Raw genomic sequence first — 24,146 nt, 5'->3', positions numbered from 1 at the left:
TCGATGTTCGACAAAATGACCCTTTCGGTGCTGGCCAACCATGCCCGCGCGGCGGCCGAGAACATGGCCCACACCCTGCACCGCACCGCCCATTCCGCATTCGTCAAGGAAACGCAGGATTTTACCGTCATGTTGATGGACGGCGCGGGCGATACCTTTGCCGTGCCGATGGAACTGGGGGCCACGTGGTATCCGGGCCTGACCTATGGCCGCGCGATTGCGATGATGGATGACTACCGCCCCGGCGACGTGGCGTTTACCAACGATCCCTATTCCGGCCACGTTGCGACCCACGCGCCCGACACCCACCTGTGGAAGCCGGTCTTTGCGGATGGAGAGATCGTCGCGTGGACCGGCGGGCACATTCACAACACAGATATGGGCGGCGCGGTGCCGGCGTCCCTGTCCCGTTCGCTGACTGAAATCCACCAAGAGGGCATTCGCTTTCCCCCGATGAAGTTGGTCCGCGAGGGCGTCTTTGACGAGCAAATCCTTCGGATTATGGAGACGAACGTCCGCAAGCCTGCGCTGAATGTCGGGGACATCAAGGCGCTCGTCGGCGCGCTAAATACGGGCGAGCGCAAGGTGCAGGCGATGATCCAGCGCTTTGGCAAGGCGGGGTTCGTGAACGGCGTCGCTGCCCTGATGGATCAGGCTGAGGCGCAGGCCCGTGCTGTTTTGGCCGAAATCCCCGATGGCGACTATGTCTTTGCCGATTATGCCGACGAGGACAGCGATCAGGCAAATCCGTGCCGTTTGAAGCTGACCCTGAAGGTCAGGGAGGATAGCGCGGTTCTGGATTTCACAGGCTCCGATCCGCAACTGGCGTCTTCCTTGAACGTGCCAAGTGGCGGCGATCCGCGCCATACCATGCTGCTGGTGGGGGTGTATTACGTGCTCTACACCCTGAACCCCCGGATTTTGCTGAACACGGGGCTGACGCGTCCCTTCACCTGCATCGCGCCCGAAGGGACCGTGCTGAACCCCGTCGCCCCGGCGGCCGTCGGGATGAGGTCTCTGACATGTGCGCGCCTGCGGTCGGTGATTTTCGGGGCGTTCTCGCAGGCCATTCCCGACCGGATGCCTGCTGCCCCCGCGGGCAACAACTGCATCGTCAACGTCATGACCCGCGACGAGCGCACCCAGAAAACCGTCATTGCGGCCGTAAACCCCGTGGTCGGCGGCGGTGGAGGGATGCCTCATCGTGACGGCACGAACGGCTCGGGTGCCGACGCGGCCTATCTGAAAAATACGCCGATCGAGACCACCGAGACCGAAGTCCCCGTGGAATTCGTCCGCTATGGGCTGGCGCAGGACAGCGGTGGAGCGGGGTATTGGCGCGGTGGTTTGGCGACCGAGATGGCGTTCCGCGTCTTTGCCCCCGACACACGGATCACTGCACGGAACCGCGACCGGTCGTTCTTTCGCCCTTGGGGGGTGATGGGGGGTAAGGCGGCGGGCCTGTCCGATATGGTCGTGAATGCAGGGACCAAGGCCGAGCGCCGGTTGGGTGCGGTGGACACCGCTATTCTAGAGCCAGGCGATGTGTTGACCGTGCGTTCGGCGGGCGGTGCGGGCCGAGGGTGCCCCTTGGACCGGCCTGCCGAACGGGTCGCGCGGGATGTGGCAGGGGGCTATGTCTCCGAAGCGGCTGCGCGGGATGAGTATGGCGTCGTGCTGGTGGATGGCGCGGTGGATGTGACGGCGACAGAGGCTTTGCGGGCATCGATGCCCCGCCACACAGAGCATTTCCATTACGGTCCAGAGAGGTCAACGTACGAGCAGCAGTGGAGCGATGAGGCCTATGATCTGCTGACGGATATTCTGGCAGATCTGCCCATCCACTGGCGGTTCTTTGTGAAAACCGAGGTCTTCAAGCGGATGGAAGGGCGGTCCGGCGCTGCGGGCGTGGCTGCGGCCTTTGACGAGGTGTGCGGGCGGTTCCCTGAAGTGCCCCGTCCCGCTGCATATGCAAGAGCCGCAGAATGACCGGCGGCCGCGTACACAGAGTGGCAGAAAGGGACCGCGCCGTTGTCGCCTTTCATCTGGACGGAGCGCCTGTCAGCGCGTTGTCCGGTGATACAGTGCTAACGGCGATCCTGAGCCTGCGTCCCATCCTGCGGCAGACGGAATTCGGACCCGAGGGGCGTGCTGGCTTTTGTCTGATGGGGGCCTGTCAGGACTGCTGGATCTGGCAGGAGAACGGTCCCCGCTTATGCGCCTGTTCCACCGAAATCCGCAACGGGATGCGGCTACGCACCGTAGCGCCGCATCCGTGGGACAGGCCATGACGCAGGTGCTGATCGTCGGTGCGGGCCCTGCGGGAATGCGTGCGGCAGAGACGCTGGCCACGGCTGGTATTACCCCCGTCGTCGTGGACGAGGGCGCTCGGGCCGGCGGGCAGATTTACCGCCGCCCGCCACGTGGGTTCTTAAGACGCCCCGAGGCGCTGTACGGCTCTGAAGCGTCCAAAGCCATCGCGCTGCACCAGTGCTTCGACGCGTTGGTGACGCAGAATAGGGTAGAGTATCGCGCGCAGACTTCCGTCTTGGGGCTGCGGGATGGGACAGCGCACTTGTCTGGACCTGCGGGGTACGAGCAGATTGCTTTTGACCGGCTCATTCTGGCAACGGGGGCGATGGACCGCGTTGTGCCCATTGCTGGCTGGCAAACAGGCGGTGTCTACCCGCTGGGGGCGATGCAGATCGCGCTCAAGGCGCAGGGCGTTGCTCTGGGGCAGCAGATTGTGCTGCTGGGAACGGGGCCTTTGCTGACCTTGCTGGCCGTGCAGTTGGTGCAGTCTGGGGCAGATGTGCGCGCGGTGCTCGATACTTCTGACCTGCGCGGGCAAGTGCGCGGAGGCGTGGCAATGGCTGCGGCGCGGCCTTGGGTCACTTTGCGCGGGCTCGGAATGCGCCGCCAATTGGGGCGCCGCTATCACGCGGGGATCACTCCGCTGCGGATCGAGACGGACGAGCACGGCCCAACCGCCGTGCGCTAGCGCGATGCCAAAGGGACCCAGCACGTGACGTCTTGCGATGCGGTCGGGATGGGCTGGCACCTGCGCGCTGAAACGCACCTTGCTGATCTGGCAGGCGCGCAATTTTACTGGGACAAAGATTTCGCTCAGTGGCTGCCAGAGATCGACGGATTTGGCAGGGCGCGCGCAAACCTCTATTTAGCAGGGGATGGCGCCCGTTTGCTTGGGGCCGATGCGGCTGAAATCGCAGGGCGTTTAGCGGCCACGGCATGTTTGCGTGATATGCACCTCGCTGCCCCTGATCCGACTGCAGATTTGCGCCGGATCGATCGGATGGAGCGGTTCGCGCGGGCCATGCAGCGCGCGTTCCCTTGGCCCGCCAATATGGTGCGTCAGGCCGACGACGCAACCGTTCTATGCCGCTGCGAAGGCGTCACGGCGGGTGATCTGCGCCAAGCTGCCGACTGGTCCGGCCCCGAAGCGAACCGTGCCAAATCGCTGGGGCGTGTCGGAATGGGACGGTGCCAAGGGCGCTACTGCCAACTGGCCGGGGCTGAGGTGATTGCGGCCAAGACTGGCATGCGCACCGAAGATGTCGGTCGACTGCGGTCTCAAGCGCCCGTGCGGCCCGTTCCCATCAGCGCTCTGATCCAAGACAGCTCTGACTGACGGCACAATCTTCTGCGCAGTGCCCCGTGCGCCGCAGTGGATTATGCCGCGCTGCCCAAGCATTCGGCAGCATTGCCCGCGCCCATCGCGGGATTTTCAACCCGACCTCTTGCGAAAGAACTTGCGATGACACTGGCCTTTGACCCTGCGACCCTGACCCTGCCTTGCGCGCACTACATTGGCGGCACATATGTTTCGGCGCCCGAGGAGATGACCGTGACCTCGCCCTCGACTGGAATGGCGGTGGGCGCGGCGTCTGTAGCGGATGCAGAAATCGTGGATCGGGCGGTGCAGTCGGCGCGGGATGCGTTGGCGGCCTCTGGATGGATTGGATGCGCGCCGCGGGACCGGCTGAAAGCCTTGCACCGATGGGCCGATCTGATCGAGGCCGAGGCCAGCACTCTGGCGGGGCTCGAGGCGATCTGTTCCTCGCGTCCCTATGCCCAAGCTTTGACCGGTGATGTGGCCGTCACTGCTGAACAAATCCGGTTCTTCGCTGAATTCGCAGACAAAGAAGCAGGCACACTCGCTCCGACCAGTGACAGCAGTTTCGGCTATATTGACGACGCGCCCTATGGGGTGATCGGGGCGATCACGCCTTGGAACTTTCCGATTTCCATGGCGGGGTGGAAGCTGGGGCCGGCCTTGGCCGCCGGAAATGCTGTGGTCCTGAAACCGTCCGAAATGACGCCGTATTCCACGCTCTACATGGCTGAATTGGCCGTTCGGGCGGGCATCCCTGCGGGTCTGATCAACGTGGTGATTGGCGACGGTCCGACCACGGGCAACGCGATCACAGGGCACGGGGGCATCGACAAAGTGTCCTTTACCGGATCGACCCGCGCAGGCGCCGCGATCATGGAGAATATTGCCCGCACCGGCATCAAACCCATGACGCTGGAACTGGGGGGCAAAAGCCCGATGGTGGTCTTTGCCGACGCTGATCTGGATTTGGCGGTGGAATGCCTCGACCGAGGCATCACCCCTAACGCAGGCCAGTTCTGCGTGGCCGGATCGCGCATCATTGTCGCCCGAGAAATCGCCGATGAACTGGCCACGCGGCTGGCCGAACGGTTCGCCAAATATCGCCCCGCTGATACCTTTGCTACCGATCCGGGGTTCTGCCCGATCATCTCGGACCGCCAGTTGCAGCGGATCGATAGCATCGTGCAGGCGAGCGCGAAACAGGGCGGGGAAATCCTGTGTGGCGGTGCGCAGTTCGACCATCCAGGCAGCTTCTATCAGCCGACCCTGATCGCGGGCGTGGATGCCCAGAACCCCGCCGTGACCGAGGAAATCTTTGGCCCCGTCGCCACTTTCCAGACCTTCGAGACCGAAGAAGAGGCGATGCAGCTAGCCGCCCATCCGACCTATGGCCTCTGCGCGGGGCTCTTTACTCGCGATCTGTCCCGCGCCCTGCGTCTGTCGCGCAAGCTTGAGGCGGGCACCGTCTGGATCAACCGATATGGCCGCAGCCGCGACCACATTCTGCCCACCGGCGGGTGGAAAGCCTCTGGCCTCGGCAAGGATCTGGGCCGCGAGGCCTATCACGCCAACCGCCGCACGAAATCGGTGCTGATCGACCTCTGATCAGCCAAAGGAGACTATGAATGACCCCCTACAAGATCGCTCTGATCCCCGGTGATGGCATCGGTGTGGATGTGACCGAGGCCACGATGCAGGTGCTGGACGCGGCCGCCGCCAAGTTTGGTTTCGCGCTTGAGCCGACCACGTTCCCATGGTCGTGCGAATACTACCTTAAACATGGGACTATGATGCCTGCGGACGGGATCGAAACCCTGAAGGGCTTTGATGCGATCTATCTAGGGGCGGTCGGCTGGCCCGCAACGGTGCCTGATGCGGTGTCCTTGCATGGGCTGCTGCTGCCGATCCGCAAAGCCTTTAAGCAATACGCCAACATCCGCCCCCATCGTCTGCTTGACGGTGTCGAAGGCCCACTGAAGGCAGAAGGGTTTGACATCCTCTGCATCCGTGAAAACACCGAAGGCGAGTACTCTGGCGCCGGTGGCCGTGTCCACCAGGGGCAGGGCAACGAGGTCGCTGTTGAAACCGCTATTTTCACCCGCGAAGGGGTCGAGCGGATCATCCGGTTCGGCTTCGAACAGGCCATGATGCGCCGCAAGCATTTGACATCTGTGACGAAATCCAACGCGCAGAAATTCTCGATGGTGTTCTGGGACGAGGTGACGCGCGAAGTTGCCGCCGATTACCCCGAAGTCACCGTCAGCCACATGCATATCGACGCGATGGCGGCCAAGATGGTGATGGCCCCACAGGATTTGGACGTGATCGTGGCGTCGAACCTCTTTGGCGATATCCTGACCGATCTTGGGGCGGCCATTCAGGGGGGGCTAGGCTTTGCGGCGTCGGCCAATATTAGCCCGGATCGCGCGCTACCGTCGATGTTCGAACCCGTGCACGGCTCGGCCCCCGATATCGCGGGGCAAGATATCGCGAACCCCATCGCGGCGATCTGGTCAGGGGCGATGATGCTGGACCATCTGGGGCAGGCCGAAGCCTCGGCCGCTGTCCTGAAAGCGATTGAGGCCGCCACGGGACAGGGCATCGGTATCCGTCCGGGCCTGAATTCCACATCCGAAATCACAGCGGCGATCCTGTCCGCATTGGAGGCCTGAGCCATGCAGTTGAACGATCCCGATCTCTTCCGTCAGGCCGCGTTGATCAACGGTGACTGGATTGCCCGCGATGATATGGCGGTGATCAACCCCGCCACCGCCGCGCCCATGGGCCATATGCCGGACTGCACGGCCGACGAAACGACCGCAGCCATCGCCGCCGCCGAAGAGGCGATGGTCGCGTGGAAGGCCAAGACCCATCTGGAACGCGCTGACCTCTTGATGGCGTGGTATGATCTGATGCTGGAGCACGCGGACGATTTGGCCATGATCCTGACCTGCGAGCAGGGCAAACCGCTGGCCGAGGCCAAGGGGGAAATCCTCTATGGCGCGTCCTTTGTCCGCTGGTTCGCCGAAGAGGGGCGCCGCATCAACGGGCACATCATCCCGTCGCCCGTCGCGGGCAAAAAGATTTTCCCGATGAAAGAACCCGTGGGTGTCTGCGCGATTATCACCCCTTGGAATTTTCCGAACGCGATGATCACCCGCAAAGTCGCGCCGGGTCTGGCCGCTGGCTGCACCATGGTGATCAAGCCATCGGACTTCACCCCCTATTCGGCCTTGGCCTTGGGGGTCTTGGCCGAGCGGGCGGGGATCCCCAAGGGCGTTCTGAACATCCTGACTGGCCGCCCCGAAGTCATCGGCGCGACACTGACCGCCAGCTCCGTTGTGCGGAAACTGTCCTTTACTGGCTCGACCCGCGTGGGGGCGCTGCTGGCGGAACAATGCGCGCCGACGCTGAAGAAGATGTCGCTGGAATTGGGCGGCAACGCGCCGTTCATCGTATTTGACGACGCCGATCTAGACGCAGCGGTCGAGGGCGCGATGGCCTCAAAGTTCCGCAACGGGGGGCAGACCTGCGTTTGCGCCAACCGAATTCTGGTGCAGTCGGGCATTCATGATGCATTCGTGGCGGCTTTGGCGGCCAAGGTGGATGCGTTGAAAGTCGCTGCAGGCACCGAAGAGGGCGCGATGATCGGCCCGATGATCAACGCCGCCGCCATCGACAAGATCAACGCGCATGTGGCTGACGCCATGTCCAAAGGCGCGACCAAGGCCACCGCCGAGCGCGACCTGGCCGCAGGGTTCGCGGACCCCGTGGTGCTGGTGGGCGCGACCACTGACATGCGCTTGGCCTCCGAGGAAACCTTTGGTCCCGTTGCGCCGATCTTCAAGTTCGAGACCGAGGGAGAGGCGCTGGCTATCGCCAATGGCACGCCTTTCGGCCTAGCGGCGTATTTCTATACCACCGACATGGCGCGGGCGTTCCGCGTGGGCGAGGCGCTGCAGGCGGGGCTTGTGGGCCTGAACACCGGCGCGGTTAGCCACGCAGAGGCACCGTTCGGGGGCGTAAAATCCTCGGGCCTTGGCCGCGAGGGCGCGCAGGAAGGGATCGAGGAATACCTCGAGACCAAAGCGTTCCATTTCGGCGGAATCTGAACTGTGCCAATCTTATGAAGAGGGCCGCCAGAGAAATCACGCGGCCCTTTTCGTTTTCACGCGAGTGGGGGATGGTTGTTCAGGGCCAAGGGTAATCGGCGATGCTAATCCCTTTGGTTTCGAGTTCTTCGACGACGGCGCGGCGGGCGATGACGATGTCTGTCATGGGCAGGGCGCGGCGGTGGGTGACTTCTTGGGCGGTGAAGGCGGGGGCGTCCGTCGTGTCAAAGGTTGCGATCACATAGTTCATGACTGACGCGATCTCGCTATCCGACAAGGACGAGCCGATCACGCCGGGCACGTGCATCATGTAGTCACGGCCCGCCTCGGTGTTGGCGATATGCCCGACCGATCCGGGGAAAGGCGGGACGCCGCCCTCTGCGGTGCCCATGCCTTCGATCCCGTGGCAGCCTGTGCAGCGGAGGATGTAGTTCCCACGCGCCGACATTTCGGCGGTGGCAGGGCTGGCTGTCAGGGCGATGAGCCCAAGGGCAAAGAGTCGTTTCATCGGGGCGGCTCCTTTTGGTTATTCAGTGGGGCGCGCGGCCATTAAGGCAGCGTTGTCCGGCAAATTTGCGCGCACGGTGGCGACGCTTTCGGCGGTGGCACTGGCTTCGGTGTCTCCCAAGTCTCTGGCCACGTAGGTCGCGATGGCGGCGAGTTCGGCGTCCTCAATTCCAGGCAGGGGCGGCATACGCAGGCCCGCATACATCTGGCCATCCACGGTCATGGTGCCATGCAGTCCGGCGATGACCACGGCAGCGACGTAATCGGTCGGCGCGTCCATGGCTTGCCAGAAGGCAGGGCGGTTCAGGGGTGGGGCAAAGCCGGGATTTCCGAGCCCGCCCTCGGCGTGGCAAACCGCGCAGTTGTCGTTGAATAAAGTCGTTCCGTCGATCTCTTGGGCATTCGCAGGCAGGCTGGCCCCAAGGATCAGGCAGCCCGCGATACGGGCTGCAAGATAGTTCAGGTTCATTGGGTTACTCCGCAAGGCCAACCACGACCGATACAGTGCAGTGATAGCCTTTGTCGGTGTTCGCCATGCACCAGTTGATGTCGTTGTACAGACCCATACGGTAGCCGGGGCGCTCGCCTTCGGAGGTGTAGCAGAAGGTGGCCGAGTTCACGCTGGGTTTCCCGCAGCAATCATTGTAGCTGACCAGATAGTCTTTGCCGTCATCAGGGTTCGAGCAGGTGCCCACCCACGACACAGCCGACACGGTGGATCCCGGAGGGCAAGATGTCAGCGAGCCGCCAGAGGCCGAGCACAGGTTGCCATCCAGCGCGCAGTGGCGCCAGTAGCCGCATTCGTCCTCGGGCAGAGCTCCGGCGGCAGAGGCGCGGCGGTCGAAGGGCAGGATCGGCGAGGCCACGGCGGCACCCAGCACCGACACACCAGCGCGGGCAAGGAAGCTGCGGCGGCCAAATTCGCGGGCGGTGGCGCGGGTGCGGGTCTCGACCACTTTGTCGAGCTTGGAGAAGAGACGGTCAAACAGACTGTTCATATTGGTTTCCTTTGTCAGAAAATTCGGGGTGGGATCAGGCCGGCAGGGCAGCGGCGGCCTGAACCGAGGCGATGCCGGTTTCCGAGGCGGTAAAGAGGCTTTCGAGCTGCTCGCGGCTGTTCACGAGACCTTTGGCGCGGACTTTGCCATCGGGTCCGATCAGAACGGCAAAAGGCAGCTTGGCGACCTTAAACGTCATCCCCAGTTCAGAGCTCAGCACGTACGGGAAGCTTTGCAGGTTCTCGGACTCGATCAGGCGGCGGTGGATCGCTTCGCGGCCATCCGAGGCCAGAACGACATCCAACCAACGGCCTTCGTCATCGCGGATTGACCGTAGGGCGGGGATCAGTGCCTTGCAGATGGGGCAGGTGGTGGACAGGAAGAACACTAGTTGCGCACGTCCCTCGGGACCACCCAAAGGCAGCTCTGCGCCGTTCAGGTTGGGCAATGTCAGGGCTGGCACCTGCGCGCCGATGTCCGGACCGGAGTCGCTGATCATCGCACCCACAGGGGACACACGCTCGTACAGAATGCCGATCTGACGGGCGAGGGCAAAGATCACTGCGATCTGAACCAGAACCGCAATCCACAGGGCGATGTTCGAAAAGATGAGAAGTTCCATTTAGTTATCCTTGTGTCTTGCAGTAAGTCACGGGGTCTGGCGGATGTTGGGCAGATGCGAGGCCAGCTTTTCCACGACCGAGTAGATCGCAAAGAAGGTCAGCCCTGTAGCAATCGCCACCGCCGCGCCCACCGGTCCCACGGTGCCCGAAGGCAGCAGCGCAACAGAGATGGCGATCAGCACCAGCACAGCATTCCGGCCAAGGGTCAGTCCCGACACGATCTGCGGAGCGCCCCCGCAACCGCAGTCGATCCGGTCTTGTCCTGCCCGCAGGGCCAGCGCCATCAAAGCGCCGTACCCTGCGAACAGTCCCGCAGCGATCACAGCCGCGCCCTCCCGCGTGAGGGGCAGGAGCAGCCCCACCACGATCAGCGGCTCGATGACGGCAAGGGATCGGACGATTGCAGGTGTCACAGTGTCGGGAACCAGCCCGTAGCCTTGGGCAAAGCCAACCGTTTCGGGGAAGTTCTGCCATTTGTGCAGGGCCGCCCGCGCCAGCACAGCGGTCAGAAAACAGACCGCCGCCGCCGAGGTATATGAACCCAGATCTGCCATGCTTATTGGTCCAGCTTGATCAGGGTGGGAAATTTCGCCAGCCCTTCAAATTCGCCGGCCATTTCGAAGGTAACCTCGTCGCCAAGGGTCACGTCATACTTGACCAGAGCGCCTTCTTCGCTGGCGGCAAAGAGGATCGGGGCTTCGGTCTGTGTGATGGCGATTCCGTTTTCGTGATGCGCATGTCCGCGGCCCACCACGGTTTTCGACGTCATGTTGACGGCCCAGATTTCCTCGGCCGCGTTCTTGTGGCTGCCATCGTATTTGCCCGAGTGCATCAGGACAAAGGCGGTGTCCGAAGGCGCGTGATAGGCGATCAGCTCAGATCCGCTGGGGGCCCATCCCCCGAGGGTGCCCTCCGTAATCGAGAACGTGTCGACCAATACAGGCGCGTCGCCGCTGTCGTCGACCACATAGAGATTGCCGGTGAACGAGACAAAAACCAGATTGCCGCCGACGCGGGCCGGGTTGCTGAACAGCGCGTCGTCGTCGACATCAAAGATTTTCTCGGAACTTGCAGGTTCGGAATAGGTGCCGTCGGCTTCGAAGGTAAAGGTCTTTAGTGTGCCGTCGCCGCAAATTGTGCTGAACTTCATACCCTCGGCAGCGGGGATCGCCAGCCAGCAGCCGGGGATCGGGATTTCGGCGATCTGCTCGCCGGCAGCCAGATCGATCAGCGACAAAGAGGTCGCAGGCGTAGCGTTCTGGGTCAGTAGGTAGTCTTCGCCGCCAACAAAGGTCAGCAGACCGGGCTGGCTCTCGACCTGCGCCATCTTGTTGGACACTTCGATCTCGCGTTTCAGCGTTAGCGTCTGGACGTCCCATTCCTGAACCACGGCGGTGACTTCGCCAAAGGTGTAACGCTCTAGGTAGACCGACGATGTGAACAGGGTGTCGCCTGCTGCGTTCAGGGTCATCTGACCGACGGTGCCGGGGCCAATGTTGCCCCTCATGTCCAGCCCTTCCGAGCCGACCACGTAGACAGAACTGGGACCCGCCCACGCCTGATCCATGACGAATACGTTGGGGCCGGGATCAATGCTTTCTTTGACGGTCAGGGTTTCGGGCTCGATGGCCTCTTGCGCAACGGCGGGCGCAGCCAGAGCCATCAAGGCCAGAGCCATGGCGGTACTGTATTTCATACTTGGTCTCCTGTCGGTGGTTCCCGATCAGGCTATGCCTTTGGGTAAGCCCCGAACTATCCACGTTGCCCCCTTAAATTTGCGCAAAAATCCAGCACTCTGAGAAAACTGACCGTGCGGTCGAATGTAACACTTTGACAAAAGTGGTGTCACAGGCGCAGCAATAGAGGGAAGAACAAGTTCACTCCCTTTGTTTTCAGGATATTTTCATGGTTCCCGACCAAGTCTTGAGTCGCGCGCCGTCCGATCCCAAGATTTCAGAGCACCGATTTTCAAGCTTTGTGGATCAGGAAAAGGCGCTTCCAAAATTTGATCAAATTTATCGCCAGTTGACGCCCGGATGCTTTGAAGGGTTTGTAAAATCTGTCGATTACGGCAGGCTCACTTTGACCCATGAGGCGATAAACCAGGGGCTCGAACAACAGGTCTCGGTGAATGACGGTACGGTCGCGATCGGCTTTGTGATGGGGGCAGGTCACATGTACGATTTGTTCAAGAACGAAGTGTTCAATGGACAGGTTGCGGTACTGCCGGGGGGGCACGAGCACGTCAGCTATGTGGCAGAGAAAACAGAGTTCGTGATCGCTTCGATCGCTCTGGAAGAGGTGCCCGAAGACATGTTGTCGGGGCGGACTCTGCCGACAGAGGTGGCCAAGCCGGTGGGGGCTTGGATCCGCGGATTAATCGGAATGGCAGGGAGCACGGCCGAAGCGAAGGGGCTGACAACAATTCTGCCGGAATTGGTCATGGACCGACTTTCTTTGCTATTTGGCTATCCCGAGGCACGGGTTTTGCGCAACAACCACCACGAGGTGATTGTGCTGAAGCGCATCCTCGAGGCGTGCAATGACCTCCCTGCAGAAGACCTGACCGTTTCGCGCCTGTCCAAACATCTGGGCTTGTCTCGAACCGATTTGCGAACGGCCTGCCAAACGACAACGGGATTTCATTTGGACGATATGTTGACCTCGCGACGGTTAAGCGACGTCTACCGCACTCTCCGAGAAGGGTCTGCGGGTCAGGTGAATGTGACTCAGGCTGCGCTGGACCATGGTTTTACCCATTTCGGGCGGTTTTCCGCCGCCTACCGCAAGATGTTCGGAGAGCGCCCTTCCGAGACTTTGAGAGCCTGAAATTCAAAAGAGCTCTGTGAGTATTTGACGCAGTTTTCGGGCAGCGGGATCATGCAGCGTAGGGTGCGATGCATCACGCTCTACTGCTGCGGCTGGAAATACTCAAACCCGGCGACATCGCTTTTTTAAATAGTGCCTGCGCATCGAAATTTCCGAATGCTAACAAGGGCGCAGTGGGTCTGAACTTGCAAAAAGTCCTGCACCGTTCTGACGGCAAAGAGACATCTTGGCTGACCTCTTGTGTGCAAGACGTCGCTCAGTGACGTACTCCTTCGCATTTTGCATCTACGCTTTTTGCTGAATGCATTGGGATAGGTCTTGATCCATTGGTCGGTCCTGCGACCAATTCTACTTTCTTGTAATGCTTGTTTTGTGTACATCGGCGCACGGCCTGTTCGTTTTTGACGAAAAGGCCCCAGAGAAACGAACGAGCCGGACAATGAATACACAGAATACCGAGGCAGTGATCCGCAACGAACGCGAGTGGGTGCGGGTGCTGGCAAAATACCGTGATCCTGTCTTGTCGCGTAGCATTACCGAGATCATCGTCACGCTTGTTCCGCTCTTCTCGCTTTGGGGGGCTGGCATTTGGCTTGCCGTGAATGTGCCCTGGCTGGCATTGCCGGTCTCTGCTGTTGCGGGGCTGTTCTTGGTACGCGCATTCATCTTGCAACATGATTGCGGGCATGGGGCGCTGCTTCCGAACCGCCGCCTGCAGGATATGCTGGGACGTGCGATCGGTGTTCTGACTGTGACACCCTATGCGGTTTGGCGTCAGACCCATGCAGTGCACCACTCTGCCGCCGGTCATCTGGACAAGCGGGGTATGGGCGACGTGACCACCCTAACCGTTGAGGAATACCGCGCGCGCGGGCTATGGGGGCGTCTTGCCTATCGGGCCTATCGCCACCCGCTGTTCATGTTTGGTCTCGCGCCCGCGCTCTTGTTCCTGTTTCAGAATCGAATCCCGCTGGGACTGGAGAAAGAGCGCCGCTTCTGGCTGAGCGCAATGGGCACAAACCTGTCGATCGCTGTCTTGCTGACTGTCTTCTGGCTGATCGGTGGATGGGCGGCGATTCTGTTGGTCTGGCTGCCGTCGATCGTCGTCGGCGCGACGGTCGGTGTTTGGCTCTTTTACATCCAGCACCAGTTCGAAGAGACCTGCTGGGATGATACAGCTGACTGGGACCTACACCACGCAGCGCTGCACGGAAGCTCGCACTACATTATGCCGAACTGGATGGCGTGGATGGTGGGGTACATCGGGATTCACCACGTTCATCACCTGTACAGCCGTATTCCGTTCTACCGTCTTCCCGAAGTTCTGCGCGATCACCCTGCATTGGGCGAGGCGCAAAAGCTGACCATCTCCGAAAGTTTCGCCTGCGCGCGCCGTCACCTGTGGGATGTGAAGTCTCGTCGCCTGCTGACCTTCCGTGAGTATGCGGCTCTGCTGCGGAACGAAGTGGCGATGGCTTGACGCCACCGCAGCTGGCCCGACAATCTAGAGAAATCCGCCTCTGAGAAAAAGGCGTTCGGAACAGGGCTCACGAAGGTGGCCCTGTTCTTTTGTTTTGCGAGAGAGCCTGCATTTCAGCGCCGCGTGGCTTAGCTCCAGCGCCACCCCAAATTGCGATGCTGTTGCCCATCAATTTCGGAGAAATGCATCGGTTCCGGCAGGCAAGTGACGGTAGGGAAGCGTTTGGTCCACCTTTACAAATCCGGCCAATCGCGCAGTTTGACGTAAGATGCCATTCCAATAGGCGTCTGTTCTGTGCCATAGCGGCGCAATTCCAAAGGGCAGGAGTACACGTGTCGGGTCAAACTCTTCAGGTTCTGCGCAGGGCGTTTCCGATCCTGCTGGGGGCTGTCCTGTTTGCCATGGGCATCTACGCGCTCTTGCACTTGTTGCGCGACGTGGACTCAGGCGCGATCCTAGGTCAAATCAAGTCGACCCCATGGGGGGCGCTTTGGGGCGCGATTGGCGGGACGGCGGTGGCTTATGTGGCGCTGGCGTTTTATGACGTCTATGCCCTGCGCTATATTGGAAAATCGCTGCCCGGTGGTGTCATCGGGATTGGCGGGTTTCTGGGGTATGCCTTCGGGAATACCATCGGTGTTAGCGTCGTCTCGGGCGGTGCGGTGCGCTACCGGATTTACTCTGCCTATGGTTTGAACGCCTTCGAAGTTGCGGCGATTTCAGGATATATCGGACTAGCCCTTGGGACGGGCCTGACCTTGGTCGGTTTGGCTGCGCTGGCGATCCATCCCCATGCGGTTCTTGGTTATCTGCCCTATGGCCCGAGCACCGTACGCGTGGTCGCCGGAGGTATCTTCGCGGTCTCGGTCGCACTGATCCTTTGGATGTCTTTTGCGGACCGGCGCTTGACGATCATGGGCTACCAGCTGCGTATGCCGCCGCCACGAGATTTGGGCGGGCAGGTGTTGGTGGTTCTGCTCGATATTGCCAGCGCGTCTTTTGCCCTGTGGATCCTGTTGCCTGCGGGCAAGCCTGACTTTGCGACCTTTGTGGCGATCTATTCGACGGCGATGATGGTTGGGGTGATCAGCCATGTTCCGGGCGGCGTGGGAGTCTTCGAAACGGTGGTCATCGGCACCTTGCCCGCCGATGTTCCTGTCGGAGACGCGGCGGCTGCGTTGCTGCTTTTCCGATTGATCTATTACCTTGTGCCTTTTGCCATCGGGTTCGTGATTGTGGCGCTAAACGAAGCCCGCGTGGCGGGCGGCTGGCTGGGGAGTCTGCTGTCGCGCCTGCCTGCGCCGATGCAGCCGGCGCTGTCGACACTTCATGGCTTAGTGCCCTCGCTCACGGGGTTGGTGGCGTTTGGATACGGGGTGTACCTGTTGGCGATCACGATGATCCCCTCGGTTCGGAGTGAGGCACTGGCCGACGGCGATTTGATCGGCACTCTTTTGCGCGAGGGCGGCACGCTGGCGTCTGCTGTCGCTGGGGTCACGCTGTTGATCATTGCCCATGGTCTGGCGCGCCGGGTGTCCTCGGCATTCTGGCTGGCGATTGTGACGCTGCTTGCCGGTGCCGCTGGCGCATTGCTGGACGGAGGCAACTGGCCGAGTGCGCTTGTGCTTGGTTTTGGTGTTCTGGCGCTCTTGCCGCTACACAACTCCTTTTACCGGCACGGACCACTGACCCAAGGCGTTTTTGGCCCCCGTTGGTTCCTGATGATGAGTGCGGTTGTCTTCGCGACAGCGGCCTTTGCCTATTATGTGAACCGCACGGTTCCCTACACGACGGATCTGTGGGTCGAGTTCGCGCCAAACTCGGATACCCCCAGAGCCTTGCGCTCAGGGCTTGCAGCCTCGGCCATGCTGCTGTTCTTTTGTCTGTTTCTGGCCCTGCGTCCAGCGCAGCAGAAGTCTGGCACAGACACGGATCCGATGCAGCGTGCCGCAGACATCTTGCGCACGACCCAAGATCCAGCGGGCTGGCTGGCCTTGACCAATGACAAGCAGCTTTTGTTCTCGGATCAGGGTGATGCCTTCTTGATGTACGCGGTCTATCGCGGGCGCTGGGTGGCTTTTGGGGACCCGATCGGGAACCCTGACCGCTTCGCTTCTCTTGGCGCTCAGTTTTGTGATCAGGCGGCACGGGCAAACGCGCGACCTGTTCTCTACGGGGTCATTGATGCCTACCTGTCGATCTGGACAGATTTGGGCTTTGGTATGAACCGGATCGGGGACGAAGGCATTGTCCGGCTGCCTGCGCATATCGAACCGAAGCAGTGTGGCTTCGGTCTGACATTCGAAGTTTTGCGCCCGCCCCATGACCAGAATTTTGCTGCGCTGAAAGAGGTCTCCGATGCATGGCTCGAAGGGGCTTCGGGGCAGGACAAGAAATTCTTTGTCGGGCGCTTCGCCCCCGACTACCTTTCGCATTTCGACATCGCGATTGCGCGTCGTGACGGTCGGATCGTCGCTTTCGCCAATCTGTTGCCTGCCCAGGGTGGTCAGACTTTTGGCGTGGACCTGCTGCGATACAGACCGGAAGAGGGGCCCGAGATCATCCGCGAACTTCTGCTCCACGCGATGGACTACGCGCAAGCCGTCGGGGCGCGAGACTTCAGCCTCGGGATCGCGCCACTGGCTGGGCTCTCGGACAAAACGGTGGGGCGGACGTGGAACCAGTTTGGCCGTCTGATCTATCGTCATGGCGGAGCCTTCGACAGTTTCGAAGCTTTGAGATCCTTTAAGCAAGCGTTCGGACCTGATTGGCAACCACGCTACGTGGCGCTGCCGCCGGACGTCTCAACGCTTGTCGTGATGAGCGATATGGCGTCCTTGGTCTCCGGTCTGCCGCGTCGGCAGAGGCTGCGGAAGTAAGTGCTGGGCTGAGCAGCATGCGGTGACGCGATGGGCACTACCCGACAGGCTGAGTTGCCCCTTGCATCATCGGTATGAGACACTGCCGCGGCCAATCTCCATCGAAGGGTTTGCAAAAATTGCGCGAAAATCGGCCCTAAACTTTAGGTCGATGTCCGAATTTCCGCGTTATTCTAACCTTCTGGCGATTCCCTGAGCCCTGAAATTCGGGCCATTCTCGTTTCAAATCAAACGACCTGATGGAGTGCGGCAATGTCCTCGAATGATCTTAATTCCTTTGTTTTTTCTGGTGACCAAGTCTCTGCTATCTACGAAGTGGCCCGTAATGGTTCACTGGAACCCGAAGACATCGATGGGGATGAAACCTTCACTCTGATTGATGGATACGTGGTGAAGACCGAAACGGAACATGGTCAAACCGAATACGAGATTTTTGTAGAGGATAGTGCCACCGGATACTGGCGTGAGATAGCTCAGGGCTCTGGTTCTGTCGATTCAACCCTCTTGGCAGAAATCATCTCTCGCAGCGTCACATCGACCAGTGAAGACATCGAAGATGAGGACGAGACGGACGATGATCATGGCAGCACCTCGGACGATGACGGTGACCTCGGCACGCACTCGCATGGCGATGACGACAGTTACGATGGCTCGGACGATGACGATAAATACGAGGGCGATGGGAATGCTAATTATCTCATCGGTAACGGTGGGCGCGACCGGCTCCATGGGCGCGATGGCGATGACGATATGGACGGTGGCAAAGGCAAGGATCGTCTTTTTGGTGGCGCAGGCGATGACACGATCAAGGGTGGCGACGGCAACGACATTATGAAGGGCGGCGTGGGCGATGACAGTCTCTCTGGTGGGGACGGTCATGAGCGCCTGTTCGGCAACAAGGGCAAAGACCACCTCTTCGGGGAGGAAGGGAAGGATCGTATCAAAGGCGGCGCTGGTGATGACGTTCTCGATGGAGGCGTTGGGGATGACCGCTTGTTTGGCGGGAAAGGGAACGACACGTTGACCGGAGGAGAGGGCGCGGATCGTTTCATCTTCAAAGAGTACGACGGCGACGATGTTATTACCGATTTCGAAGTTGGCACCGATCTGATCATACTGAAAACAGATTTCGAAGAGAGTTTTGCAGACATAAGTCTGAACCAGAGCGGCACCGATGCCATTTTGGCGTATTCGGGCGGAACCATCACGCTGACCGATGTGGATGTGGTCTCCTTGACTGCTGACAGTTTTAATTTCGGCTAATTCGTCCGCTCGTAAAACGAGACATCTGAAAAAGAGGTCCCTTTGGGGGCCTCTTGCGTTTTGTCGCATGGGGGTGCAAGGCGGGGCAGTGTACCTTATAGAAAGACTCGGCAACTCCATAGGCGCATTGCAGGAGCGTACCCATGTTTCAATTTCGGAATGGTTTCTTCACCCTGGCTCTGGTCGGAGCGTTCGCGAGCCTGGCTGGGGCACAAGAGAGCTACGAGGCGCTCGAGGACTTGGGCGAAGCACTGTTCTTTGACACCAACCTCTCGGCAAATCGCACCCAAGCCTGCGCGACCTGTCATGACCCCGAGAGCGGATTCGCTGATCCGCGCGGAATGGCGTCAATAGGGGATGATGGCGCGTCCTTTGGGGATCGCAACGCGCCAACACTGACCTATGCCGCACTCACACCCGAATTCGGCCGCAACAAAGACGGTCTCTGGCATGGTGGCCAATTCTGGGAGGGGCGCGCAGCACGGCTGGAAGATCAAGCGGGCGGACCGCCCCTGAACCCCATCGAAATGGGTATGAAGGACGAAGCCGCTGTCGTCGCTCGATTGAAAGAAAACGAATTGTACGTCGCGTCGTTCGGGACGCTGTTCTCCGCAGACACTCTTGACGACCCGCAAGCCGGCTATGCCGCCATGACCGCGGCTTTGGCGGCATTCGAACGCACCGGGCAATTCCAGACCTTTGACAGCAAGTACGACCGTTATCTGCGCGGTGAGGAGAAGTTGACATCAGAGGAACTGCTGGGGGAGACGCTGTTCTTTTCTCAACAGTTCACAAACTGCAACCTATGTCATCAGCTGAACGAACGTCCGGGGGCAGAGGGTGAGACCTTTTCCAATTACCAGTATTTCAACATTGGTGTGCCAAAGAACCCAGATTTGCGCGCACTGAACGGGATCAAGCTCGATTTTCTGGACGAAGGCTTGGGCGCACACCCCCATGTCAAAGGCAAAGAGGACGGCCATCGCGGCAAGTTCAAGGTCCCAACCCTGCGCAATGTGGCGGTGACGGCCCCGTACATGCACAACGGGGTCTTCGAAGATTTGCGAACGGTCGTGCTGTTTTACAACAAATACAATTCGGTCTCCGAGGCGCGCCAGATCAATCCCGAGACAGGCCAGCCCTTTGGTCCGCCGCCCGTCCCAGAGACCTTGGCCGAAGTCGAGTTGACCGAAGGGCCCGCCCTGAAAGATCGCGAGATCGACGCGATTGTCGCATTTCTGAAGACGTTGACCGACCGGCGCTACGAGCATTTGCTGGAAGAATAACGTTTGGGCCTAGGTGTTCACCAGCGCTGCGATGTCCTCTGCGTGTAGGTCCAACGCTTCGACGCCTTTGGGCGTGACGATATATCGGCCTTTCTCGGGGCGTTCGAACCAGCCATAGTGATCCGCCCGAAGGATGTTGCCGGCGGTTTTGACGCCTGTCTCTCGGGCGATTTCTGCGGGGGCGCAAGGGTCTTTGCCCGCCATATAAGCCAGACAGCGCAGGGCGTCCTGCCGATAGGCGGTCATGCGTCTGGTCCCTGTGGTTCCGCCCGTGTTCGGATCCCCCACGCGTCGCTCGAATTCGCGGAGCAGACGCCCCAGACGTTTGGTGTTTTTGCGGGGGCTGTAGTCTTCTGGATCAAGGTGCGCTGTCACCTGACCCTTTTTCACGTTCACAGCCAGAAGCCCAAGACCTAGCCTACGGCACAGGCGGGTGATGTCCTTGTAGCGCAGCTTCCACCCACGATCCGAGGACACTGGCACAGCCAGATAGACTGCATCACTCAGGGTCTGACGCTCGACCCCCTGAAAGACCAGCGAAAGCGAAAATGTTGTTTTCAGCTCGATGATGACGGGCGGTTCGTCGCCGCGAACGGCCATGACATCGCAGGCGCCGATCTCGGCTTTGACGGTGTAGCCTTGGGCCTCGAGATAGGCTTTGACGGGATCATATAGGTCGGCTTCGCGCATGGGTCCGAGGTAACAGCGCCCCTTCGGAAACGTCAATCGCCGGCGTAAAATACGCTGAGGGTTTGGCGCGGCCCGTGCTACCCTGAAAGTTGAACATTGCCAAAGGGGATGCGCGATGGACGGGATGCAGGTGCTGGTTGGTACGACCAAAGGGGCTTTTCTGTTGAACGGCGGGGCGGACCGAACGGGCTGGACGGTGACAGGCCCTCATTGCGGGGGATGGGGCATCAATCACGTGGTCGGTGACCCCGAGACCGGCCACCTGTGGGCGGGCGGTGGCGGCGACTGGTTTGGCGCGGGCGTGTGGCGGTCCACCGACAGGGGCGAGACTTGGACATTGGCCAAGCTGGCCAAGGGCGCCGCGGATGATTGGGCCGCAAATGACCCCGATTTCGCGCAGATGATCGGCTGGACGCCCGAACCTCTGCCGTTCGGAGACGAATTCACGCAGGTTTGGTCGATGGCTGTGGCGCACGGTGTCGTCTATTCGGGCACCAAACCGGCAGGGCTTTTGGCGAGCCATGATGGCGGTATCACGTGGGAAAAGGTTTCGGGACTGACCGACCACCCGTCGCGCCCTGAATGGAATGGCGGTGCGGCGGGGTTGATCCTGCACAGCATTGTTCCCAGTCCCGTTGATCCAAAGAAAATGTGGGTGGGGATCTCTGCCGCGGGGGTGTTCGCGACCGAGGATGGCGGCGTGACTTGGGACAGACGCAATCGGCTTGCCAATGCGGCAGCCTGCACGCACCACCATCATCCTGCGGCTCCCAGAGACGGTGAGACGGGCCATTGCGTGCACAATATCGCCCACGGGGCAGGGCAGGGAGATCTGCTCTATCAACAGAACCATCACGGGGTCTGGCGCTCTGTCGACGGGGGGCGCAGTTGGGATGACCTGACTGACGGGCTGCCCTCGACTTTTGGGTTTCCGATCGGGGCGCACCCTCGCGATCCCGATACGGCGTGGACGCTGCCGTTGAACGGTGACATGGAGGGACGTTTTCCGCCAGATGCTGCGGCTGCCGTCTGGCGCACACGTGATGGAGGGCAAAGCTGGCAAGCCCTGCGCGAAGGCTTGCCGCAAACAGCTTGTTTTTTCACAGTGCTGCGGCAGGCTATGGCGGTGGATCAGCGTGATCCTGCGGGCGTTTTCTTTGGCACCAACAGTGGATCAATCTTTGCCAGCTTTGACGAAGGGGACAGCTGGCACGAGATTGCACGCCACCTGCCCACCATTCAATCGGTTGAGGTGCTGGGTTAAGCTTCGGCCATTCCAGCCATCTCGGCTGCGGCGACCTTGGCAACCGAGGGCCGCTCGCCGCAGCGCTTGACCCAGTCCTGAATGCGCGGATTGTCAGGGATCATGTGCGACATCCAGTGGAACGGGCTAGAGCACAGCAGATCCGCCGCCGAAAACTGCTCACCCAACAAATAGGGCCCTTTTTGAAGCGCCGCGTCCAATGCCGCGATCATGTCGTCAAAGCTGCCATAGGCTTTGGTCGATTCCGGTGTGACCTGATCCAGCATTGTCATGATGAATACAGGCTCCATGATCCCTTGGTAATAAGACAGCCACGTCAGATAGGCGCCGCGACCAGGTTCGCCGACCTTGGGGGCCAGTTTGGCCTCGGGAAATTTGTCGGTCAGATAAAGAATGATGGCACCGCGTTCGCGCAGGTGTTCGTCGCCGTCGACCAGATAGGGCACACGGCCTTCGGGATGGGGGTTCGCGGCGTCCGGCGCGCCGGTCCCATCTGCGCGGCGGATCGAGACGGTGCGGACCTCGATATCTGCGCCAAGCTCGTCGATCAGGGCCAGAACAGAAGAAGAGCGCGACATCGGGGCGTGGTAGAGCGTGGTCATGGGATTGTGTCCTTTTGGTTGTGATGGGATTGTTCTACGCTTCCCCTGCTGACAATTCCTGTCAGGAGGATTCCATGGCCCGAACCGATCGTCTGATGCGCCTGATGGATGCCCTGCGCCGCAGCGCAGGGCCAGTCACCGCGCAGGCGCTGGCGGTCGAAACCGGCGTTTCCCTGCGTCAGCTCTATCGGGATATCGCGACCCTTCGCGCAGGCGGAGCACTGATCGATGGTGAGGCGGGTTTGGGGTACACGCTGACCGAGGACACGGCTCTGCCACCCCAGAGCTTCAGCCAGTTAGAGATCGAGGCACTGGTGCTGGCGCTCTCGGGTCTGGATCAATTGGCGGACCCTGCTCTCACGCGGGCAGGGCAGGACGCGATGGCGCGGATCATTGCGACGCTGCCAGACCGGCAGGCGCGGCAGGCCATGAATACCGCCCTTCGTAATTTTCGCCGCCCTGACGATCGCCCCCCAGTGACGATCGATATGGACCTGATGCGTCAGGCGATCTGGGACGAGCATAGCGTCACCTTTCGCTACACTGACCTGAAGGGCCGCGTCACGGAACGCGAGGTCTGGCCGCTGGCTCTGTCCTACGGCGAGGGAAACCTGATGTTGCTGGGGCATTGCAGGACACGGCTGGACTACCGGATGTTTCATGTCTCGCAAATCGAAGACCTTGCGCGCGGAACAGAGAGCTTTCGTCCAAAGCGTGTTGCTTTGGTTCGTGAATTTGCGCAATCGCGGCCTGCGCCGGATCGGCGCTGACCACGTTCCCATACCAAGCGATCCAAAGACTCATCCGAGCAGGGTCCACGCAGGTTTCCATTTACAGAGTTGACTGCGTAGGCGTATCCTATTGGGGACTGTCGCACCTGTTGCGCCGGTAAGGTGCTGGCAGAATGTGCCCGCACCGAAGGAGGAGAGGATCCATGACATCGAACGGATGGCGCAGATGGGGCGCGCCGCTAGCCCTTTCTCAGAATGACTCGGCGGGAATCCGTTACCGGTACCGTGATGGCGGTGGCGCCTCTGACTCTGGACCAGATACTGATAAGATTCTCGAACAAGGACTTGATATGACGACAAAAGTCGCTTTGGTGACCGGAGCGGCCCGCGGGATCGGGCTTGCCACAACGCATCTCTTTATCGAACAGGGGTGGCAGGTCGCGATGATAGACCGCGACGGCGACGAACTCGCCACTGCTGCGGCGGGGGTCACAGGTGCTGCGCCTTTCGTCTACGATGTGTCCCAGCCCGAGCAGGTCGATGCAATGGTTGCTGCTGTGCTCGGGGCCTATGGCCGGATCGATGCTGTGGTAAACAATGCGGGCGTTGCGGAATTTGGCCCCATCGAACAGACCGACTTCGCCATGTGGCGGCGGGTGATGGAGGCGAACCTTGATGGTGTGTTCCTTGTTTCGCAGGCCTGTATTCCCGCGCTCAAAGAGACCAAGGGCGCGCTTTTGAACATTGCATCGATCTCGGGTCTGCGCGCATCGACCCTGCGTGTCGCCTACGGCACCTCCAAAGCGGCTGTGATCCAGCTGACCAAACAGCAGGCTGCGGAACTGGGGGAATTCGGCATCCGTGCCAACTGTGTGTGCCCTGGCCCTGTGCGGACCAAACTGGCGATGGCAGTCCACTCGCAGGACATCATCGACGCCTATCACGATGCCATTCCGCTGAACCGCTACGGATCAGAGCGGGAGATTGCCGAGGTGATCGTCTTCCTATGCTCGGAGCGTGCAAGTTACGTCACGGGGCAGGTGATTGCCTCTGACGGGGGCTTTGACAGCACCGGTGTCGGTCTGCCTGCGCTACGCAAATAACACCTATGTCAACGGCGGAGTAAAATTCGGCCATTGTGGCGGAGCAAAAGTCGGCCAGTTTGGGGCGAGCGCCTTGGAGCGTGCGGCCCTCATATAGCAAGCCCGGTCCAAGGCGCATTGGCCGTCAGGCCAATTCTGTGAGGTT

General features: G+C 60.6%; 23 protein-coding genes. 15 read left to right on the top strand and 8 right to left on the bottom strand.

Translation table 11 applies throughout. From position 1 onward, the window contains the following. Positions 1-3: 3 nt before the first annotated feature. The 7 genes from AB9K37_RS05140 (at position 4) to AB9K37_RS05110 (ending at position 7,746) form a co-directional block, all read left to right on the top strand. Entirely contained in the window at positions 4-1,989 is a 1,986-nt protein-coding gene (locus AB9K37_RS05140; protein ID WP_369835857.1) for a hydantoinase B/oxoprolinase family protein, read from the top strand. Next, a complete protein-coding gene (locus AB9K37_RS05135; RefSeq protein WP_369835856.1) occupies positions 1,986-2,291 on the top strand; it encodes a (2Fe-2S)-binding protein in 306 nt (101 codons plus the stop codon). Before AB9K37_RS05140 ends, AB9K37_RS05135 begins: the two co-directional genes overlap by 4 nt. After that, positions 2,288-3,001 (top strand): FAD-dependent oxidoreductase, encoded by a 714-nt coding sequence (locus tag AB9K37_RS05130; RefSeq protein ID WP_369835855.1) that lies wholly within the window; start codon positions 2,288-2,290, stop codon positions 2,999-3,001. The genes AB9K37_RS05135 and AB9K37_RS05130 overlap by 4 nt, the downstream gene beginning before the upstream one ends. 24 nt (positions 3,002-3,025) lie before the next feature. Continuing rightward, positions 3,026-3,649 (top strand): hypothetical protein, encoded by a 624-nt coding sequence (locus AB9K37_RS05125; RefSeq protein ID WP_369835854.1) that lies wholly within the window; start codon positions 3,026-3,028, stop codon positions 3,647-3,649. A 126-nt stretch (positions 3,650-3,775) separates the two neighbouring features. After that, on the top strand, positions 3,776-5,239 hold the full coding sequence (locus tag AB9K37_RS05120) for an aldehyde dehydrogenase (RefSeq protein WP_369835853.1): 1,464 nt from the start codon (positions 3,776-3,778) through the stop codon (positions 5,237-5,239). Positions 5,240-5,259: 20 nt separating this feature from the next. Beyond that, positions 5,260-6,306: a tartrate dehydrogenase gene (locus AB9K37_RS05115; RefSeq protein WP_369835852.1), complete on the top strand. Its 1,047-nt coding sequence runs from the start codon at positions 5,260-5,262 to the stop codon at positions 6,304-6,306. Positions 6,307-6,309: 3 nt separating this feature from the next. Continuing rightward, positions 6,310-7,746, top strand: a complete 1,437-nt coding sequence (locus AB9K37_RS05110; protein WP_369835851.1) for an NAD-dependent succinate-semialdehyde dehydrogenase — start codon at positions 6,310-6,312, stop codon at positions 7,744-7,746. A 79-nt stretch (positions 7,747-7,825) separates the two neighbouring features. Here the strand turns inward: AB9K37_RS05110 and AB9K37_RS05105 are convergent, their stop codons facing one another. From AB9K37_RS05105 to AB9K37_RS05080, 6 genes are read right to left on the bottom strand one after another with little or no spacing between them, the layout of a single operon-like run. Continuing rightward, positions 7,826-8,254, bottom strand: a complete 429-nt coding sequence (locus AB9K37_RS05105) for a cytochrome c (protein WP_369835850.1) — start codon at positions 8,252-8,254, stop codon at positions 7,826-7,828. An 18-nt stretch (positions 8,255-8,272) separates the two neighbouring features. Next, positions 8,273-8,722 (bottom strand): cytochrome c, encoded by a 450-nt coding sequence (locus AB9K37_RS05100; protein WP_369835849.1) that lies wholly within the window; start codon positions 8,720-8,722, stop codon positions 8,273-8,275. Positions 8,723-8,726: 4 nt separating this feature from the next. After that, positions 8,727-9,251 (bottom strand): methylamine dehydrogenase light chain, encoded by a 525-nt coding sequence (locus tag AB9K37_RS05095; protein WP_369835848.1) that lies wholly within the window; start codon positions 9,249-9,251, stop codon positions 8,727-8,729. 34 nt (positions 9,252-9,285) lie between these two features. Beyond that, complete coding sequence (gene mauD / locus AB9K37_RS05090; RefSeq protein WP_369835847.1) at positions 9,286-9,873, bottom strand: methylamine dehydrogenase accessory protein MauD; 588 nt, start codon at positions 9,871-9,873, stop codon at positions 9,286-9,288. A gap of 27 nt (positions 9,874-9,900) precedes the next feature. Continuing rightward, complete coding sequence (locus tag AB9K37_RS05085) at positions 9,901-10,428, bottom strand: MauE/DoxX family redox-associated membrane protein (RefSeq protein ID WP_369835846.1); 528 nt, start codon at positions 10,426-10,428, stop codon at positions 9,901-9,903. Positions 10,429-10,430: 2 nt separating this feature from the next. After that, positions 10,431-11,570, bottom strand: a complete 1,140-nt coding sequence (locus AB9K37_RS05080) for an amine dehydrogenase large subunit (protein ID WP_369835845.1) — start codon at positions 11,568-11,570, stop codon at positions 10,431-10,433. 209 nt (positions 11,571-11,779) lie between these two features. Between AB9K37_RS05080 and AB9K37_RS05075 the strand changes: the two genes are divergently transcribed. From AB9K37_RS05075 to AB9K37_RS05055, 5 genes are all read left to right on the top strand, one after another. After that, entirely contained in the window at positions 11,780-12,703 is a 924-nt protein-coding gene (locus AB9K37_RS05075; RefSeq protein ID WP_369835844.1) for a helix-turn-helix domain-containing protein, read from the top strand. 439 nt (positions 12,704-13,142) lie between these two features. Next, entirely contained in the window at positions 13,143-14,183 is a 1,041-nt protein-coding gene (locus tag AB9K37_RS05070; RefSeq protein ID WP_369835843.1) for a fatty acid desaturase, read from the top strand. 332 nt (positions 14,184-14,515) lie between these two features. Next, on the top strand, positions 14,516-17,062 hold the full coding sequence (mprF, locus tag AB9K37_RS05065; RefSeq protein WP_369835842.1) for a bifunctional lysylphosphatidylglycerol flippase/synthetase MprF: 2,547 nt from the start codon (positions 14,516-14,518) through the stop codon (positions 17,060-17,062). A 252-nt stretch (positions 17,063-17,314) separates the two neighbouring features. Then, positions 17,315-18,325, top strand: a complete 1,011-nt coding sequence (locus tag AB9K37_RS05060) for a calcium-binding protein (protein WP_369835841.1) — start codon at positions 17,315-17,317, stop codon at positions 18,323-18,325. 143 nt (positions 18,326-18,468) lie between these two features. After that, a complete protein-coding gene (locus AB9K37_RS05055) occupies positions 18,469-19,611 on the top strand; it encodes a cytochrome-c peroxidase (protein ID WP_369835840.1) in 1,143 nt (380 codons plus the stop codon). Between the two features lie 9 nt (positions 19,612-19,620). Here AB9K37_RS05055 and AB9K37_RS05050 read toward each other — a convergent pair whose 3' ends face one another. Continuing rightward, a complete protein-coding gene (locus AB9K37_RS05050; RefSeq protein ID WP_369835839.1) occupies positions 19,621-20,301 on the bottom strand; it encodes a DUF2161 domain-containing phosphodiesterase in 681 nt (226 codons plus the stop codon). Positions 20,302-20,416: 115 nt separating this feature from the next. On the opposite strand from AB9K37_RS05050, the gene AB9K37_RS05045 reads away from it, so the two are divergent. Continuing rightward, complete coding sequence (locus tag AB9K37_RS05045) at positions 20,417-21,565, top strand: WD40/YVTN/BNR-like repeat-containing protein (RefSeq protein ID WP_369835838.1); 1,149 nt, start codon at positions 20,417-20,419, stop codon at positions 21,563-21,565. On the opposite strand, the gene AB9K37_RS05040 is transcribed toward AB9K37_RS05045, so the two are convergent. Further along, positions 21,562-22,167, bottom strand: coding sequence for a glutathione S-transferase family protein (locus AB9K37_RS05040; RefSeq protein WP_369835837.1), 606 nt, complete (start codon positions 22,165-22,167; stop codon positions 21,562-21,564). The two genes, AB9K37_RS05045 and AB9K37_RS05040, sit on opposite strands and share 4 nt — an antisense overlap. Positions 22,168-22,241: 74 nt before the next feature. On the opposite strand from AB9K37_RS05040, the gene AB9K37_RS05035 reads away from it, so the two are divergent. Next, positions 22,242-22,937 (top strand): helix-turn-helix transcriptional regulator, encoded by a 696-nt coding sequence (locus tag AB9K37_RS05035; RefSeq protein WP_369835836.1) that lies wholly within the window; start codon positions 22,242-22,244, stop codon positions 22,935-22,937. Positions 22,938-23,248: 311 nt separating this feature from the next. Next, positions 23,249-24,001, top strand: coding sequence for an SDR family NAD(P)-dependent oxidoreductase (locus tag AB9K37_RS05030; RefSeq protein WP_369835835.1), 753 nt, complete (start codon positions 23,249-23,251; stop codon positions 23,999-24,001). Positions 24,002-24,146 lie beyond the last annotated feature (145 nt).

The sequence above is a fragment of the Donghicola sp. XS_ASV15 genome, assembly GCF_041224595.1.
Classification (GTDB): Bacteria; Pseudomonadota; Alphaproteobacteria; order Rhodobacterales; family Rhodobacteraceae; genus Donghicola.
This window is presented reverse-complemented; position numbering and strand designations above follow the sequence as displayed.